Origin of the sequence: Chloroflexus sp., assembly GCF_034432675.1 — a bacterium.
GTDB lineage: Bacteria > Chloroflexota > Chloroflexia > Chloroflexales > Chloroflexaceae > Chloroflexus.
This window is the reverse complement of record NZ_DAOUBI010000140.1, coordinates 1-15,564: the sequence shown is the minus strand read 5'-3', so window position 1 is coordinate 15,564 and position 15,564 is coordinate 1. Positions and strand designations below refer to the sequence as shown.

Below are 15,564 nucleotides of genomic sequence, written 5' to 3'. Positions count from 1 at the left end.
TTGCCAGAACGGCTTGCTCGCGGGTGCATAAGCCATTGTTACCACATTTAATCAATGGTTGCAACAGAGCAATTTCTCATCATTACCCCTAATCCAGCCGTTGATCGCATTCTGATCACACCCGGCTTACGCATTGGTCAGGAGCAGCGGGTACACGAGGTATTGGTTGCGGCTGGCGGTAAAGGGTTAAACGTTGGCCGGGCACTGCGTGCCCTTGGGGTCAATGCCACGATCCGGGCACCTCTCGGAGGCATCATTGGGCAGTATGTCAGTCATCTGGCACAGAAGGAAGGTTTGACCCTTCACGGCAGCGTCATCAGCAATGAAACGCGTGTGTGCACCTTGATCGTCGATCCGTTACATCAGCAGGTTACGGTGTTAAATGAGAAGGGGCCACGGCTGACCGGTGCCGAATGGCAGGCATTTACAGCGGCGATTGTAGACGACCCGGCACCGTGGAATCTGATCTGCGGCAGCTTACCACCAGGGGTTGAACCAACAGCACTCGCGGAATTGATTAAAGAGATTCGTGATCAGGGGCGGCACATACTGGTCGATACGAGTGGGCCGGCGCTGGCGGCGGCAATCAGTGCATGCCCGGATGTGGTGAAAATAAATAGCCAGGAACTCAGTCACTTGACCGGTATTGACTTACCAGATGAGATGAGTGTGTATCGAGCCGCCCATGAGCTTCATCGCCAGGGTCTTGCCCGGATCGTCATCACCCTCGGTGCGGCAGGTGCTATCGGGATTGACGCGAATGGGGCGGTACGTGCCATACCGCCAGCCATCCCGGTACACAATCCGATTGGATGCGGCGATTCCTTCTTTGCCGGGTTAACCGTTGCCCTAAGCCGGGGACACTCTCTCGCCGATGCCATGCGCCTGGCTACCGCTTGCGGCGCTACCGACGCCCAGACACCGGAACCGGGAAGAATTGATCTCTCCACTGTCTCCGCACTCGCAGCACAGGTACGCCTCGGCGCGTACTAGACCGCAGCCAAATGGGGAGGAGTAGCTCCGATCAGACGGGCTAACTGCCGCATTTGATCAGCGTTTAGATAAGCACTGCGCTGCCCGCTCGCGGTGTAGAAAGTCAAATCACCGCCGGCACCGAGAATCAAGCGATACGCTCCCAATTCCCGAATCCGCTTCTGCACTGAGCCAAGCAGATCACGCAAGACAGCCACTTCATCGGCGTTCAACACGACAGCATCATAACCACGAATCAGATGGTGCAATACCAAAGCCGGGGTTGCGTCGGGATGGTACGCTGCTTCAAACTCACCGATCAGCGCGATCTGCATCCTCCGCCTCCTTCCTGACCGGTCGGTCGCGGATTGCGATCACCACCTGCCAGATACTTGCCTCCTCGAACGGAACCGGGGGCAAGGTCGTATCCCCAAATACACTCAGCGGACGTAGACTGGCTACGCGCAGCATTGTTGTCAATTCAGGAAAGCCATACAGGCGAATCTGGTCGCCGGGATGGGTAACGTCAATCCCACGCCCGGCATCAACATAGCGATAGTTAATAACGAGGGTCGCCCGTCGCGGATCGAAACGGGCCTCACGCAATACAAACCCACTGCCAACCGGATACCAGCCACTGCGAAAATCGCGCAGGTAGCGTTCGATCTGATATGGATTAAGACACTGAATCAACACCTTCCCACCGGGAACGAGCGCACGAGCAATCCCATTGAGCACGGCCTGATTCGTCTTGTCATCAAAAAAACCGAGACTGCTATTCATCAGCAGGACGACATCAAACCGCTCGTGATAGGACAACTGCCGCATATCGCCGGTCACAAACTCAACATTTAAACCCTGATCGGTAGCTGCTGCCTGGGCATGAGCAATGACCGATGCCGCAGCATCAAGCCCAACCACCGTCCAGCCACGCGCCGCCAGAGCCAGACTATGCCGTCCACCACCACAGGCTAGATCGAGAACGGTTTCAACACCGCGCAATCCCAATGCATCAATCAAAAAATCAACCTCGCGGCGGGTCAACTCATCGGCATATTGGCGATAGTGGGCAAACTCATAGACCTGAAATAATTCTTCCCACCATTCACGAGGGGCCTGGTCAGGCATAGCAGCTCCTGGCGCAATCATAAATCAATTGTCCGTGGCATAATCGGTAGTTCATCAACCCGCAGGCTTGGCGGTAAGGTACAGACCCACAGTAGTGCCTGCGCGACATCATCAACAGTCATCAATCGCTTGCGCAGTTCTTCGGCAGGATTGAGCGGCGCAATATCGGCATTAATCATTCCAGAGTACACCGTTGTGACAAAGACATTGTACGGGCGCAACTCCTGAGCCAGCGCCTGAGACAGACCCGATAGCGCGAACTTCGCTGCACAGAACGGGGCAATATTTGCCACCCCAACCTTCCCAACTCGTGAACCGAGATTGACAATCGTACCGCCGCGCTGGCGCTTCATATAGGGAACAACTGCCCGCATGAGGTAAAAGACGCCGTTGAGATTCGTATTCATCACATCTTGCCATTCGGCGTCACTAAACTGTTCGAGCGGCGCGATCTTCTCGATATTGCCGGCGCAGTTCAAGACAATATCGATGCGACCAAACATTTGGGCCGTGGTGTCAACCAGTTGCTGAACCTGAGCTGAAACGGTAATATCGGTTGGAATTGCAAAGGCGTTATAACCCTCAGTTGTAATCATACTGACCAGATGTTCCAGTCGATCACGTCGCCGGGCAGCAGCAATGACAGTAGCCCCCTCACGGGCAAAGAGACGGGCCGCAGCATAGCCAACCCCACTCGAAGCACCGGTAATAATAGCAACGCGCCCTTTTAACTTCATAGCATCTTCTCCAGGTATTGCGGCAAACAACAAGCTTTGTAGATATTATACCTGAAGAATAAAACAAAATCGGTTATCATGACCAGGAAGCGCTGGTAACATTCTGGTAGCATCATGAAGCTATCCTTGCATTGCAACAGAAGAGATGGTATAACATAACAGGTACATACCAAACAGGAAAAGAACCGCAATGTATTGGGAAACTATTGCAGATCTGCTGCACCATCCACGAGTCGTTGAAACCCGTTATCACATGCACCATAGTGTCCCCAAGCACGATCATCTGATGCGCTCAGTGCATTTCTCATATTATCTAGCACCGTTCTTTGGTGCTAACCAAGTGACGTGTGTGCGGGCAGCACTGCTCCACGATCTCGACTCGCGCTACGGCACATTAACGACACATGGTGCTATTGCTGCCAGGATCGCTGCCGAGTTAGGCGAACCTGAAGCAGTCTCAGCAGCTATTGTGAGCCATATGTACCCCTTCGGCCCTCGTCCGACGACACGGGAAGGATGGGTGTTGGCGGTAGCCGATAAGCTTGCCTCACTGGCCGACTTGAGTGCATTTATCGTTGGCCTGTTCTCCGGGCGCAGCCTGCATATCCGGCGCCAACTGTGTCGTAGCGATCCATTCTATGCTTCCCGCCGTGCCCGTCGCCGCCATCGACAGTTAATCAGCTCACTCTGGCGTCGGCTGGGACGCAATGGCCTGTCGTGGTGGAAACTGGATGGGCAGACACCATAGCACTGCACAGCGCCTCGTGCGGTAACGGCAAATCCCAACAATACTGTCAGGCGATCTGAAGCCCTCCCTGACAACCTGCAAACCTGGTTAAGGCTGGGAGCACAACTCCTCGCCGCCAGGCCAATCCCGGTGAAGCGCCACGCCTTGAGGCAGGGTTTTAACCTACCGGCCCTCCCCCCTCCCCTGCTCTTACAGCGCAGAGGAGGGAAGCCCAGAAGCCCGCATTGGGATTCCTGATCTTGCTCCGAACCGGCTACAGAGGGGTTGCTACATATTGAGGCTGGATTTTAAGCCATCGATCCACGCCAACCGCTCTATGCCACCAGACCAATCCTGCTGCTTGTCATTACCTACAAATGGCAGTTCGATATGACAGTTCGATATCGATAGCTACCCATTGTGTCATGATGGTCTCCGCGGTGTGAAGCGTCTAGTGTGTCGATGGCTTCCGTAGGATGAGCGCATTAGTTGACGCCATAGGTATGGGTATGGAATGCTCAGATCGACGCGAAACAGCGGCTCGCGCCTGCGATGGAATGATAGCACGTAGACCGTGCCAACTGCTACTCACGATAGCTGATCACCGGCCGCCGAGGTTGGAGACGACGCAGAGTCGGTAGATGATGGATCAGATAATGGCGCTGTCCGCACCGATGGCGACTCAGAGCTTGACGATTGGGCTGGAGATAGTGCAGGAGTTTGCGGCACCTCAATTGGGGTGACTAGCGGACGTAGTCGTTCAGGCAACACACCGGCAGGCACCGGCGGATCGCTCAGGCGACCGTACAGATATAGGAAGAGGTCACGCGCCATTGCGCTGAGCGGTGCCGAGAGAATTGCTCCCAATAAACCGAACACCTGTGAGCACACTACCAGGACAACCATCAAAATAGCCGGATGCACGCCCACACTCTCACCAATGATACGAGGAACCAGGATATGGTTTTCAAGCTGCTGAATCGCGATGTAGAGTATCGTCACGGCCAATGCTGTCGTCGGTGAATCGGCCAGACCGAGCAAAATTGCCGGAATAGCACCGATGATTGGCCCGATCACCGGCACCAGTTCGGTAACGCCGGCAACCACTGCCAGTAACACAGTATACGGAATTTTCATCCCGGCCATATTCAATGCCGTGAGACCAATCCAGGATGCCAGCCCAACTGATGTACCGAGGATCAACTGCCCACGGAGATAACCACTCAGATCGTGATCGATGATGGTTATCATTGCCCAAAAATCGGCGCGCAGCCGCGGGTGAATCATCCGGTCAAGATAGACTCGCCCAGCTTGTTGATCCAGCAGCACATAGAAGAGCCAGAACGGAACCAGGAAGAAACCGAGCAAAAAGGTAACCGTATTGACAACGGAAAGGACACTGTTAATCAAAAACTGGCCAATACTCTGCAGATAACTGACAAAATTGGCCCGTAACGTGCTTAGTCCTTCAGCAGTTGCGGAAGTAATTGCATTCTGCACTTCCGTTTGCAATGCCGGGGGCAGGCTGGCAAGGATCTGCTCATACTCATCGATCAACCGGTTGGCTTCATGCTGGATCGTGGCAATATCGGGGAGGGAACGGATCAACTCCGAGATTTGAGCAATCAATGGTGGCACGACAAAGGCAATGGCAGTCACGATTGCCCCAAACGTGAGCAGATACACTGTCAAAATAGCCAGCCAGCGGGGCAGCCACCGGTCAAAGAAATTCACCAGCGGCAAAAAGAGATAGGCCAATACACCACCGAAAATAAATGGCGTTACCGCCGACTCTGCCGCTGACAACAGCCAGCCGATGAGGTAAATCGAAAAACCAATCAGCAGCCAACGGGCAGCCTGACGGAGGAACACAGGGGTCAGAATATTCATGAAACCTCACCAGAACGAGTCAGCGCTCATCACGTGGATTGAGGGTGCTGACCGTTAGCATAGTTGCAATCGAATGGCCGGTATTCGTCCAGCTATACGCCGTATCATCACGAAAAAAGAGCGTATCGCCAGGGGCGAGATCATACTGCTCCTCACCCAAAGTATACCGCACATGACCGGCTAGGACATGCACCATCTGACTGCCGCGCGATGAGAACCCCTGCTGACTGCTGCCAGGATAGGCTTCGATCAGACGCGCATCGAGATCGCTGTTGGGTGGCAGTAACGAAAAGACCTGCACCGGTGCATCATCAAGCGAGAGACGAACACGGTCAGCGACCCGCACTACCTGCCCAAGTTGTTGATCGTCCTCTCCCTCGAAAAAATGCGTCATCTGGACACTAAAAAACTGTGCTAGTTTGCGCAGGTTGGCCACCGAAATATTAACCTTATCACGTTCAAGACGGCTCAGGAACGAGGGAGTTAATCCCGATCCCTCTGACACCTCCTGGAGGGTCAGACCACGCTCTTGACGCAGACGACCAATCTTTTGTCCGAGTGACATAGGTTAGCTCTATATAAAGAAAAACGACAGCAGGCACTTTTGTCTGTACCGCCGAATATACTACTATCTCAACTGTTGCATATTATCAGATGTGATTATACGCCAGTGTTGTCGTTACGTCAAGGCGTTGCACAGGACAAATGGACACACTTTAGCTCATAAGGATGCGAGATGACGCAAAGAATGCACACGTTTCATAAAAGCAAATGACATAAAAGCTCGTAACCGAGTACGCACTCATTTTATCACACGATCACGGCAACGTAACAACCAGGCGGTTACCAGGAGACAAATGCCGGCATAGCCGAGCAGTGCCGCCCACCGCCCAATCAAATGCAGCGGGTCGTGATTAAAAGCAGCCTCAATTTCAAGAAAGCCAGGAGTGCATCCTGCCGGAATGCTTCCCTGATTATCAGTGTTGGGCAGATCGCAGAGACGGTTCAGATCGAGGCTGGCACCGAGAGCATCCATTGACCAGCGACTGATAGTGAGCCAGGAGAGTGGTGTCGCCAGTCCTTCGATGGCGAAGATTAAACCGGCAAACAAGATTTGGGGGATGAGGGCAAACGGCACCAGACTGATGGCCCGATCAGGGGTTGCCGATGCCGCACTGATGGCCAGACCGAGAGCCATGCCCGCCCCTGATGAGAGAAACAGGGTAAGGAAGGTCTCAATCAGTGGTGGCAATAGAATACCAGTTTCGCCGGGCAGCGCAACTTTGAACAGTAGCATACCCAACAAGACGATGGTCTGCACCAGGATCAACAGGCTCAGAACAGTGATTTTTGAAAACAGGTATGGCCCAATCTGAAGATTGACCAATCGCTCGCGCCGGTAAACCGCCTGTTCCTTCGTGATTTCACGTGCCGCGTTGATGATACCAAACCAGACACTCACCGTTGCCAGCATGAAGAGCACTTTCTTCGCTTCACCGCGCTGGATCAGGTCCTGGGCCTGCACGCCGGTCAGCGCATCACTACGCGCAACCAGCAGTAAGAGTAAGGTGATGATCGGCGCCTGAAGCAACAGGATGAACAGATTACGACGATCCTGGAGCATCAAATCAAGGTAGCGCCTGGTCAGCAAGCCGAACTGCCGCCAGGCCGAGATGCGCTGAGTCGTTTGCGACGTTTTACTACTCTCAACATGCGGGCCGGCAGGGGTAGCAGCCAGCCGCTCTGCAACATATTGCCGATACAACGCCGATTGCCGATACCGCATCTCCCACAATTCAGCCAGACTCGGCGGTGACGTGGCCCGCGGGTGAGCCGCCTGCCATGCCTCGTATTCTGGCCGTAAATCCTGTTGGACAACCGGATGATCGGCAGTTGCGACACCTTCAATCTTGGTGTAAATATCGGCAAAATCACCACTTGTGATCTGAAAAAAGTCCAGGGCAGCGGCCGGCGGACCAAAGAAGACCATCCGGCCATTACCGGCCATAAAGATGACGTGATCACACTGGGTAATATTCGTGGTCGCATGCGTCACCAGCACCACTGTACGCCCGCTGTCGGCGAGGCGGCGCAGCGTGTACATCATCTTCTTCTCCAGACCAGGATCAAGGCCGCTGGTCGGTTCGTCGAGGAAGAAGAGGCTGGGATCGGCAAGGAGTTCAGCACCGATGCTCACCCGTTTCCGTTGCCCGCCGGATAGTGCCTCGATGGGTTTATCGCGATGAGCAGACATCTCGACATCATCAAGCACCCGTTCAATCCGAGCTGCGATCTCTTGATCGGTTGTGTCAGCCGGTAGTCGCAGACGAGCGGCGTACTCCAGGGCACGCTGAACAACCAGCGTGCGATGCAGGATGTCGTCTTGCGGAACGTACCCCAGTACTGAACGATAGGCGGCAAAATTGCGGTAGAAATCATCACCGTTGACCAACACCTCCCCCTGGTCGGCAGGAGCATAGCCACACAACGCCTTCATTAATGTACTCTTGCCGGTGCCAGAGCCACCGACAATCGCCACGAATTCGCGCGGTGCAATCGAAAGCGATACGTCATGCAAGATGACACGCTGTACTCCGTTACGACTAACCACGCGCGACAGGTTACGCGCATCGATCCTGAGCGCACCACGCTGATCGTAACGATCAAGGCTGGTGACGTTGTACACCAGCTTGAATGCCCCGATCTGGATAACATCCCCTGGTTTGAGCACAACTGGCGAGGTTACCCGCCGACCATTCACAAACGTACCGTTGGTACTACCCATATCGCGCAATAGCACACCACCACCAGGAGCGCGATCAAGCTGGGCGTGAAAGCGTGAGACCTGCGGATTATCGAGGATGATATCGCAATTGATGCGGCCAATCGTGATCTCTGGATCGTTGGGATCGAGCGGAAAACGGCTGGGGACTTCGCGCAAAGCTGCGGCTGTGGACAAAGCCGGATTGTGATACGTCAGTGAGACAAAATTACCCGTAGCCGGATCACCGATGCGCAACACATCGCCATCTGCCAGTTCACGCATCGTAATGCGTTGACCGGCGAACAGCAGGCCATTACGACTGCCAACATCAACAATGCGGTGCCCCTGTCCGTTCGGCTCGATACGAGCGTGCCGCCCGCTGACAAAACGCGATTGCAAGACAATGTCGTTGTCGGGTGCTCGACCGATGGTCAGCGGTTGTACGCCTAAGACAACATCACGTTCTACACCTGGCTCGCTGATATGGAGTGTTGCACCACCGGTGGTGATGATGGTAGAGGGAGCGGTCGCTGCCGGAACTGGCAGTGAGCGACCGCATGCGGGGCAAAATCGCGCATCCGAACGGGCTAGTGGGGTCTGACAAAAGGGACACACTGACGGTTGAGCGGGTGCCACAATCGCAGCTCCTGTGCTATAATGCAGGGCGTTTTAAGCAAACAATTCCTGTTTTGTGATAGCATATCTCGCCCTGATTTGCAATACCCTGAAACCAAAACATCAAGCATCAGGCAAAGAATCGGGTGCTGCATCCAATAGTGCATCCGTAACGTCATACGGGTTAGGAAACGCGACCATCGTTCGGGAATGATAAGGACAACCGGTGGCAACGCACAAGCGCGGGCAATGCAGAATCTGTGGCAAAGCAACCGGGGCTGCACAACAGGTATGCCCTCATTGTGGTGCCCCGCTGTCAGTATTACCCGAACAGGTGATTGTAACTGGCGAGCGGCAACTCACCCTTACTGCCGATACGATCAGTCTGCGTGATCTGCTGGTGATCGTGGAAGCAGGAGTTGCTTTCTGGCGTCGGCAATACGAGAACTCTACCGGTGTCGCCCGCGAACAGGCAGCTCAGGTGCTGAACGAACTCTCGCAGATTCTGGCCAGTCTGGCACAACAAATCCGGCAAGGACGCGAAACAGTACGGATCACAACCCGCCTACCGGCGCAACGACGCTATCCGCTGGCCTGTCCCCATTGTGGTCGTGGCAACCGTGCCGGTGCCCGCTTCTGTGTTTCGTGTGGAGCAGCACTACAACCACCGTGGCAAGCCACTCCGCTACCACCACCCCTGCAAGCCGAAATTGCCGTGCGAAGCCACACCGGACAGGTGCGTTCGCTGAACGAAGACACGGTGTACGCCGGCAGGTTTAGCCTGGGTGACGAACCGCTTGGCTATTTACTGCTGGTTGCTGATGGCATGGGGGGAGCGGCAGCCGGTGAAGTTGCCTCACAACTGGCAAGTGATACGATCAAGAGCTTTCTGCAACGGGAACTTAACACGACATTACCCACAACCGACGATGACTGGTTATCGTTGCTGCGAGCAGCCGTGCAGACAGCACACCGAGACATTGTTGCCGTAGCACGCAGCGATCCTCAACGTGCCGATATGGGAACAACCCTGACCCTGGCGCTAATCATTCATCGCCGGGCATACATCGCCCATGTCGGTGATAGCCGTGCGTACCTGATTACCCCTGGAACAGGTGATGAGACCCCGGTCTGGCATCAGCTTACAACAGACCACACCATTGTGGCACGTCTGGTCGATGTTGGTCAGCTTAGCCCAGAAGAAGCCTGCACTCACCCGCAACGCCACATCCTTTACCGCTCACTGGGAGCCGATCAACCTCTGGAAATTGATACGCTGGTTCAACCATTGGCGACCGGGGATGTGCTGATGCTCTGCTCAGATGGGTTATTCAACCATGTAACCGATGAGGAGCTGGCGCAGATGGCTATCGTGCACGAGCCGAGTCTGGCGGTGAGTGGATTGATAGACCTGGCTAATCAACGGGGTGGGAGCGACAACATTTCAATTGTCCTGGCTCGTTTCACTGGCATACCTACAACAACATAGGTTGGACGATATGCGCTGTTCGACATGTGGTACCGAGAATCGTTCCAATGCCCGTTGCTGCGCCGGCTGCGGTCAACCCCTATCAGGGCGAGAACCCTTGCCGGTTACCGACGCTTGCCTGAGCACAATGCTGACCCAGGCAATTGATCCACTCACATCACCGCTCAGCGGTGAGGAGGAGACGATGGAAGCGAACCTGCCTCTCTTTGCCAATCGGTTTGCGCCAATCTATCCGTTACCCGACCCATGGCCCGTTGGCCCACTGGAAGTGCGTGATCTGGCACCGTGGCAGCGGTGCTGGGCTTGCGGCTCGGTCGCGAATGAAGCCAATGAGTCGTATTGCATCGATTGTGGTGCCGCACTCGAAGTGCGTATATATCCGGCTTTTTTATCGGTACGCACAAAGCCACAAGGGCCAGCACTCATCTCGCACCTGGCTGACCCCCTGGCACGAGCAATGTTACCTGATATTGTCGATCAATATGAATTTGATGAGTGGCAATTGACGGTCCTGCTCGATCAAGAACTGCAACCACTGAACACTCCTCTTGATGAGACAACAGCGCTTACGATAGGCGCTGCGCTGGCCCGATTGCTGGTTAGTCTCCATAGTGCTGGTATAAGCCTGGGCACACTCACCATTGACGATCTCGGTCTCAGTGGACCAGTGCAGATTTGCCTCCGCCACGCCAATCACTTTCGCCTGGTCAGTGATGATGAACGGGCAACAGCATTTCAGACCGATTTGCGCATACTGACCAATGTGTTGGAACGATTGACTGCCATCCCACGAACCACCCAGCGGCTGGACGAAGCTACTATCATTGATGCCGAACAGACAACTGACAGCCTGGGGACTATCCTGCGTCAGATTCGTACCGGTGAACTGACTGATGCAACTGCGGTTGCCAGGCGACTGGAAACGCTGCGTGATGAACGAACACATCCGGTACCGCTCTTGCAGGTAGCCGGCGCATACAGTGATGTTGGGCGGGTGCGCGATCACAATGAAGATAGCCTGTTCAAACTTACCCTCTGCCTGGAAAACAACGGTCAACGACAGAGCTGGGGATTGTACATCGTTGCTGATGGTATGGGTGGGCATGCCGCAGGTGAAGTAGCCAGCGGGCTGGCAGTACGGCATGCTGCCCAGACAATTGTTGACTCGTATCTGCAACAAATGCTGGCCGGCCCTCGTCTGTATCACGAAGCCGACATGCAATCACTGGTACGTCAGGCAGTGCTGGCAGCGAATGAGGCGATTTACAACGAGGGCCGTGCGCAGGCAAACGATATGGGTTCAACCTTAACCATGGCGCTGGTGGTCGGTGATCGGGCAGTGGTAGCTAACGTCGGCGATAGTCGCACCTATCTCTTTCGCGACGGTAAGCTGCAACGGATCAGCCAAGATCACTCGCTGGTCATGCGGCTGGTCGAACTTGGACATCTCAGCGAAGACGAGATCTATTCGCATCCACAGCGAAATGCCGTCTTGCGATCACTCGGTGATCGCGCTGAGCCAGAGATCGATCTGTTTCAGGTTCGCCTGCGTCCCGGCGATGCGATCTTGCTTTGTTCAGATGGTCAGTGGGAAATGACACGTGATCCGGTCATGGAACGTATCATTACTGAGGAAGCCGATCCACAAGAAGCCTGCAAAGCGCTGGTAGCGGCGGCAAATCAGGCAGGTGGTGAAGACAACATCGCGGTTATCCTGGTGAGACTAAGCCTATGAGATGTCCACAATGTGGCGCTAATCTACACGATCAGATTATCTTCTGCCCGGAATGTGGAGCACGGATCCGCAGAGAGGAAGTACCGGCCACAACTCCACCACTTCAGGTGTTGCAGGGACGCTATGAGCTGCGACGGCGACTCGGCGCAGGTGGAATGGAATCGGTCTATCTGGCCACAGATCGACGACTTAGTACCGCCCAATGGGCGGTTAAGGAGATGAGCGACACCGTTATCACCTCACCGCTTGAGCGCCAGCAGGCCCAGGCTGCATTCCAGCAAGAGGCAGAATTACTGGCGAGATTGAGCCATCCTTCCTTACCGCGGGTCACCGATCACTTTGAAGAGAATGGTCGGCACTACCTGGTTATGGAGTTTGTGCCCGGCGAGAACTTGCGCGATTATGTTAATCGCGTAGGATTACCGCGCCCCCTGCACGAAGTCTTGCGCTGGACTGCCCAGATTTGTGAGGTGCTGGCCTACCTGCATACCCAGCAGCCACCGATCATCTTTCGCGATCTGAAACCGACGAACATCATGATCACGCCAGAAGGCACGATCAAGCTGGTTGATTTCGGCATTGCCCGGCTTTTCAAGCCAGACAAGGAGCGCGATACGCAGGCATTCGGCACCCCTGGCTACAGCGCCCCCGAACAGTACGGTCGTGGGCAGACCGATGCCCGCTCCGACATTTACAGCCTCGGCGTCTTGATGCACCATCTGCTCACCGGTCACGATCCCAGCACCACGCCGTTTCGCTTACCGCCGATCACACAACTCAATCCCTCGGTACCGGCGTATATAGCAACGGCGATTGCCCGCGCCACCGATAATGATCCGAGCCGCCGCTTTGCCAGTGTGATCGAGTTCCAGCAGGCACTGTTTGGCAGCCAACAACTGGTCAATGTGCAACCAGACGTTGCATCAGTAGCTGCTCGCTCCGGCCCTATTGGCAGTGAGGTTACTGCCGTTACACCCAGTACCGGAATGGCCATCGCCGGGCGCTGGATCGGAATCATTAGTGATGTGTTGATGGTGGTTGCGATCATCCTGGCTGCCTTTACCCTTTTCGGCGCCAATGAGTTGTTCGGTGGCTTCGGGTTAATTCTCGCTATAGGAGCAATCCTGTTCGCGCTCATTGGTGGTACTCTCAGCCTGATTGCTCTGGTCAGTCCGAATACGGCTCAAACACTACGTGGGCGGCGCGATGCGGCTATTGGCTTTGCGAGTAGTAGCGGCGCCTTTCTACTCTGTTGTGTGTTAGGTTTCATGATTGCACAGATGGGATCATAAGCGTATGGCTGATACAATAACTCTAACCTGCCAGTGGGGGCGTGCACCGATTCCATCCTCGACCACCCCGCAAGTTGGATATTTGCTCGTTGAAGCGGTAGCGCCGGCCACCCTGGCTCCTTCCCTTCCCCTCAACCTTTGCTTCGTGCTCGACCGTTCGGGGTCGATGCAAGGGGCAAAGCTCGATAATTTGAAAGCCGCAACCCGACGGGTGATTGAACAATTACAACCAACTGACATCGCAGCAATCGTCATCTTTGATGATACGGTACAGACATTGATCCCGGCTACCCCTGTCGGTGACCACTCGGCACTGCTGGCTGCTGTCGACTCGATCAGCGAGGCCGGAGGTACGGCTATGTCGCTGGGAATGCAGGCCGGTCAGGTTGAACTCCAGAAGCACCTCGGTTCTGACCGCCTCAGTCGCATGCTGTTGCTCACCGACGGTCAGACCTGGGGAGATGAACCGCTCTGTCGCGATCTGGCTCGATCATTAGGTCAGGCCGGGGTACAGATTGTCGCTTTTGGGTTGGGCACCGAATGGAATGAGCAGCTTCTCGACGATATTGCCGCAGCCAGTAACGGATATAGCGACTATATTGCTGCGCCAGAACAGATCAGCACCTTCTTTCAGCAAGCTGTGCACGAAGCTCAGGCAACAGTAGCAACCGAGACCCGTCTGCTCTTACGGTTTGTGCGTGATGCAACACCACGCGCCGTCTATCGCGTTAAACCGGTTATTGCCAATCCTGGCTATCAGCCGATTGGTGAATCGACTGTCGCCGTGCGTCTCGGCGATCTAGTTGGTGGGCAGCCGGCGGCAGTTTTGATTGATCTGATGATTCCGCCACGGGCAAAAGGTCGGTTTCGGATCGCCCAGGCTGAACTTCACACTAAACCGATTCATCAGGGCAGTGAGATTGTGATCAAGCAAGACATCCTGCTCGATGTAGCCGATCAGGTTGGAACAGAAAGCTACAACCCGGCAGTCATGAATCTGGTTGAGCGGGTTACTGCGTTTAAGCTGCAAACACAAGCGCTTAACGAAATGACCAGTGGCAATGTGGCCGGCGCCACCCAGAAACTGCGTGCAGCCGCTACTCGTTTACTTGATCTCGGTGAGCTGGAGCTGGCAGAGAAGGCCCAGCAACAGGCTGTAGCGCTCGAACAGGGTCAACAACTCAGCCCGCAAGCCCAGAAAGAGCTGCGCTATGCGACACGCCGGCTCACGCAACGTTTAGATGATCACTAGGAATCTCTCTTACGAAGGACAGAATGGTGTGTATCTGATGTATCCGGCAAGTGTTGCTATCACGTGATTGCACTACTGTGGGAATATAGTCATCATACGCCTTGCCCTGTAGTCTTGCGTACAATGTGCTCACGGCGATGAGCACGGTGGTGCAAAATGAGAGAGCATCTTACGGATCATGCCATTCCTGATGTTCGAGAAATGTTCTGAACATGGTTCCTTGATGTGTTTCGTTCGTCGCTCACTATAGCGACTGCTAGCCAGTATGAGGAACGACTATGATTATCTGTCCCTCTTGCGGTGCCCAGAATGATCCAACCAACCGCTTTTGTGACCAATGCGGTAGACGGTTGGCTGAGCCGACTTCTTCATCGGTACCGCTTATTGTGTCTCCCGATCAACCAACAGCACTCGCGCCATCCTGCCCGGCCTGCGGTGCGACTGTGTTGCCCGGTGAACGATTTTGTAGTATTTGTGGCGCTGACCTGATGACAACCCCGCCAGTACCGGCTGCTGGAAACGATCAGGCTACGTTGATTGCGCCACCTGCCGAGCCAGCCGCCGCCGATGCGCCGACGGTAATCGCACCGCCACCTACGGCGAACGAGCCAACGATCATCGCCCCACCTCCTGCCGCACCTGCCGAGCCACCAACCGCCGCCGATGCGCCGACGGTGTTCGCGCCGTCACCAGCGGTTGAAGGGCCGACGATTGTTGAGCTACCATCAGCAGCCGATGCTGAACCACCGGTCACTGAGACACCAGCCATCGTCACACCACCACCCGCCGCGCCTACTGAGCCACCGCATCCACCGGTTACCCAAAAGTCATCAGCACCTGTGGTTGCTGATATTACTGCTGAACGTGCACGCCTTGAAGCCCTGCTGGCTGCCCATCGGGAAACAGTGGCGCAGTACGAACAGATGGCAGCCCGCTATCCGGCAGGCAGCGTCCCTGCTTTTA

13 protein-coding genes are annotated in these 15,564 nt (G+C 55.1%); 7 read left to right on the top strand and 6 right to left on the bottom strand.

Going from position 1 to position 15,564, the window contains the following annotated elements; genetic code table 11:
• The first annotated feature begins 54 nt into the window (after positions 1–54).
• Entirely contained in the window at positions 55–993 is a 939-nt protein-coding gene (locus VAE55_RS10330; protein WP_322815703.1) for a 1-phosphofructokinase family hexose kinase, read from the top strand.
• Here VAE55_RS10330 and VAE55_RS10325 read toward each other — a convergent pair.
• The 3 genes from VAE55_RS10325 to VAE55_RS10315 are packed head-to-tail and all read right to left on the bottom strand — an operon-like array spanning position 990 to position 2,837.
• Complete coding sequence (locus VAE55_RS10325; protein ID WP_322815702.1) at positions 990–1,307, bottom strand: hypothetical protein; 318 nt, start codon at positions 1,305–1,307, stop codon at positions 990–992. The genes VAE55_RS10330 and VAE55_RS10325 overlap by 4 nt on opposite strands.
• The gene (locus VAE55_RS10320; protein WP_322815701.1) at positions 1,285–2,100 is read right to left on the bottom strand and encodes a class I SAM-dependent methyltransferase; all 816 of its coding nucleotides are present in this window, start codon (positions 2,098–2,100) and stop codon (positions 1,285–1,287) included. The genes VAE55_RS10325 and VAE55_RS10320 overlap by 23 nt, the downstream gene beginning before the upstream one ends.
• A gap of 17 nt (positions 2,101–2,117) precedes the next feature.
• Complete coding sequence (locus tag VAE55_RS10315) at positions 2,118–2,837, bottom strand: SDR family oxidoreductase (protein ID WP_322815700.1); 720 nt, start codon at positions 2,835–2,837, stop codon at positions 2,118–2,120.
• Between the two features lie 190 nt (positions 2,838–3,027).
• On the opposite strand from VAE55_RS10315, the gene VAE55_RS10310 reads away from it, so the two are divergent.
• The gene (locus tag VAE55_RS10310; RefSeq protein ID WP_322815699.1) at positions 3,028–3,585 is read left to right on the top strand and encodes an HD domain-containing protein; all 558 of its coding nucleotides are present in this window, start codon (positions 3,028–3,030) and stop codon (positions 3,583–3,585) included.
• A gap of 567 nt (positions 3,586–4,152) precedes the next feature.
• On the opposite strand, the gene VAE55_RS10305 is transcribed toward VAE55_RS10310, so the two are convergent.
• The 3 genes from VAE55_RS10305 to VAE55_RS10295 all read right to left on the bottom strand — a co-directional run bounded on the left by VAE55_RS10305 (position 4,153) and on the right by VAE55_RS10295 (position 8,854).
• Entirely contained in the window at positions 4,153–5,454 is a 1,302-nt protein-coding gene (locus tag VAE55_RS10305; protein WP_322815698.1) for an AI-2E family transporter, read from the bottom strand.
• A 19-nt stretch (positions 5,455–5,473) separates the two neighbouring features.
• The gene (locus VAE55_RS10300; RefSeq protein WP_012258515.1) at positions 5,474–6,019 is read right to left on the bottom strand and encodes a helix-turn-helix domain-containing protein; all 546 of its coding nucleotides are present in this window, start codon (positions 6,017–6,019) and stop codon (positions 5,474–5,476) included.
• A 237-nt stretch (positions 6,020–6,256) separates the two neighbouring features.
• Positions 6,257–8,854 carry an FHA domain-containing protein gene (locus VAE55_RS10295; RefSeq protein ID WP_322815697.1) on the bottom strand — a complete coding sequence of 866 codons (2,598 nt, stop codon included), beginning with the start codon at positions 8,852–8,854 and terminating at the stop codon, positions 6,257–6,259.
• Between the two features lie 205 nt (positions 8,855–9,059).
• Between VAE55_RS10295 and VAE55_RS10290 the strand changes: the two genes are divergently transcribed.
• The 5 genes from VAE55_RS10290 to VAE55_RS10270 all read left to right on the top strand — a co-directional run.
• Positions 9,060–10,322 (top strand): PP2C family serine/threonine-protein phosphatase, encoded by a 1,263-nt coding sequence (locus tag VAE55_RS10290; RefSeq protein ID WP_322815696.1) that lies wholly within the window; start codon positions 9,060–9,062, stop codon positions 10,320–10,322.
• Between the two features lie 10 nt (positions 10,323–10,332).
• Complete coding sequence (locus VAE55_RS10285) at positions 10,333–12,057, top strand: Stp1/IreP family PP2C-type Ser/Thr phosphatase (RefSeq protein WP_322815695.1); 1,725 nt, start codon at positions 10,333–10,335, stop codon at positions 12,055–12,057.
• Entirely contained in the window at positions 12,054–13,349 is a 1,296-nt protein-coding gene (locus VAE55_RS10280; protein ID WP_322815694.1) for a protein kinase domain-containing protein, read from the top strand. The genes VAE55_RS10285 and VAE55_RS10280 overlap by 4 nt, the downstream gene beginning before the upstream one ends.
• A gap of 4 nt (positions 13,350–13,353) precedes the next feature.
• Positions 13,354–14,601 carry a vWA domain-containing protein gene (locus tag VAE55_RS10275; RefSeq protein ID WP_322815693.1) on the top strand — a complete coding sequence of 416 codons (1,248 nt, stop codon included), beginning with the start codon at positions 13,354–13,356 and terminating at the stop codon, positions 14,599–14,601.
• A 278-nt stretch (positions 14,602–14,879) separates the two neighbouring features.
• On the top strand, positions 14,880–15,564 hold a 685-nt coding region (locus VAE55_RS10270; RefSeq protein WP_322815692.1), incomplete at its 3' end, for a zinc ribbon domain-containing protein.

What these genes read in the sequence shown, in the direction of transcription:
- VAE55_RS10305 (WP_322815698.1), bottom strand. Translation starts at nt 5,454, where the DNA reads ATGAATATTCTGACCCCTGTGTTCCTCCGTCAGGCTGCCCGTTGGCTG.
- VAE55_RS10310 (WP_322815699.1), top strand. Translation starts at nt 3,028, where the DNA reads ATGTATTGGGAAACTATTGCAGATCTGCTGCACCATCCACGAGTCGTT.
- VAE55_RS10315 (WP_322815700.1), bottom strand. Translation starts at nt 2,837, where the DNA reads ATGAAGTTAAAAGGGCGCGTTGCTATTATTACCGGTGCTTCGAGTGGG.
- VAE55_RS10300 (WP_012258515.1), bottom strand. Translation starts at nt 6,019, where the DNA reads ATGTCACTCGGACAAAAGATTGGTCGTCTGCGTCAAGAGCGTGGTCTG.
- VAE55_RS10325 (WP_322815702.1), bottom strand. Translation starts at nt 1,307, where the DNA reads ATGCAGATCGCGCTGATCGGTGAGTTTGAAGCAGCGTACCATCCCGAC.
- VAE55_RS10275 (WP_322815693.1), top strand. Translation starts at nt 13,354, where the DNA reads ATGGCTGATACAATAACTCTAACCTGCCAGTGGGGGCGTGCACCGATT.
- VAE55_RS10280 (WP_322815694.1), top strand. Translation starts at nt 12,054, where the DNA reads ATGAGATGTCCACAATGTGGCGCTAATCTACACGATCAGATTATCTTC.
- VAE55_RS10320 (WP_322815701.1), bottom strand. Translation starts at nt 2,100, where the DNA reads ATGCCTGACCAGGCCCCTCGTGAATGGTGGGAAGAATTATTTCAGGTC.
- VAE55_RS10330 (WP_322815703.1), top strand. Translation starts at nt 55, where the DNA reads ATGGTTGCAACAGAGCAATTTCTCATCATTACCCCTAATCCAGCCGTT.
- VAE55_RS10285 (WP_322815695.1), top strand. Translation starts at nt 10,333, where the DNA reads ATGCGCTGTTCGACATGTGGTACCGAGAATCGTTCCAATGCCCGTTGC.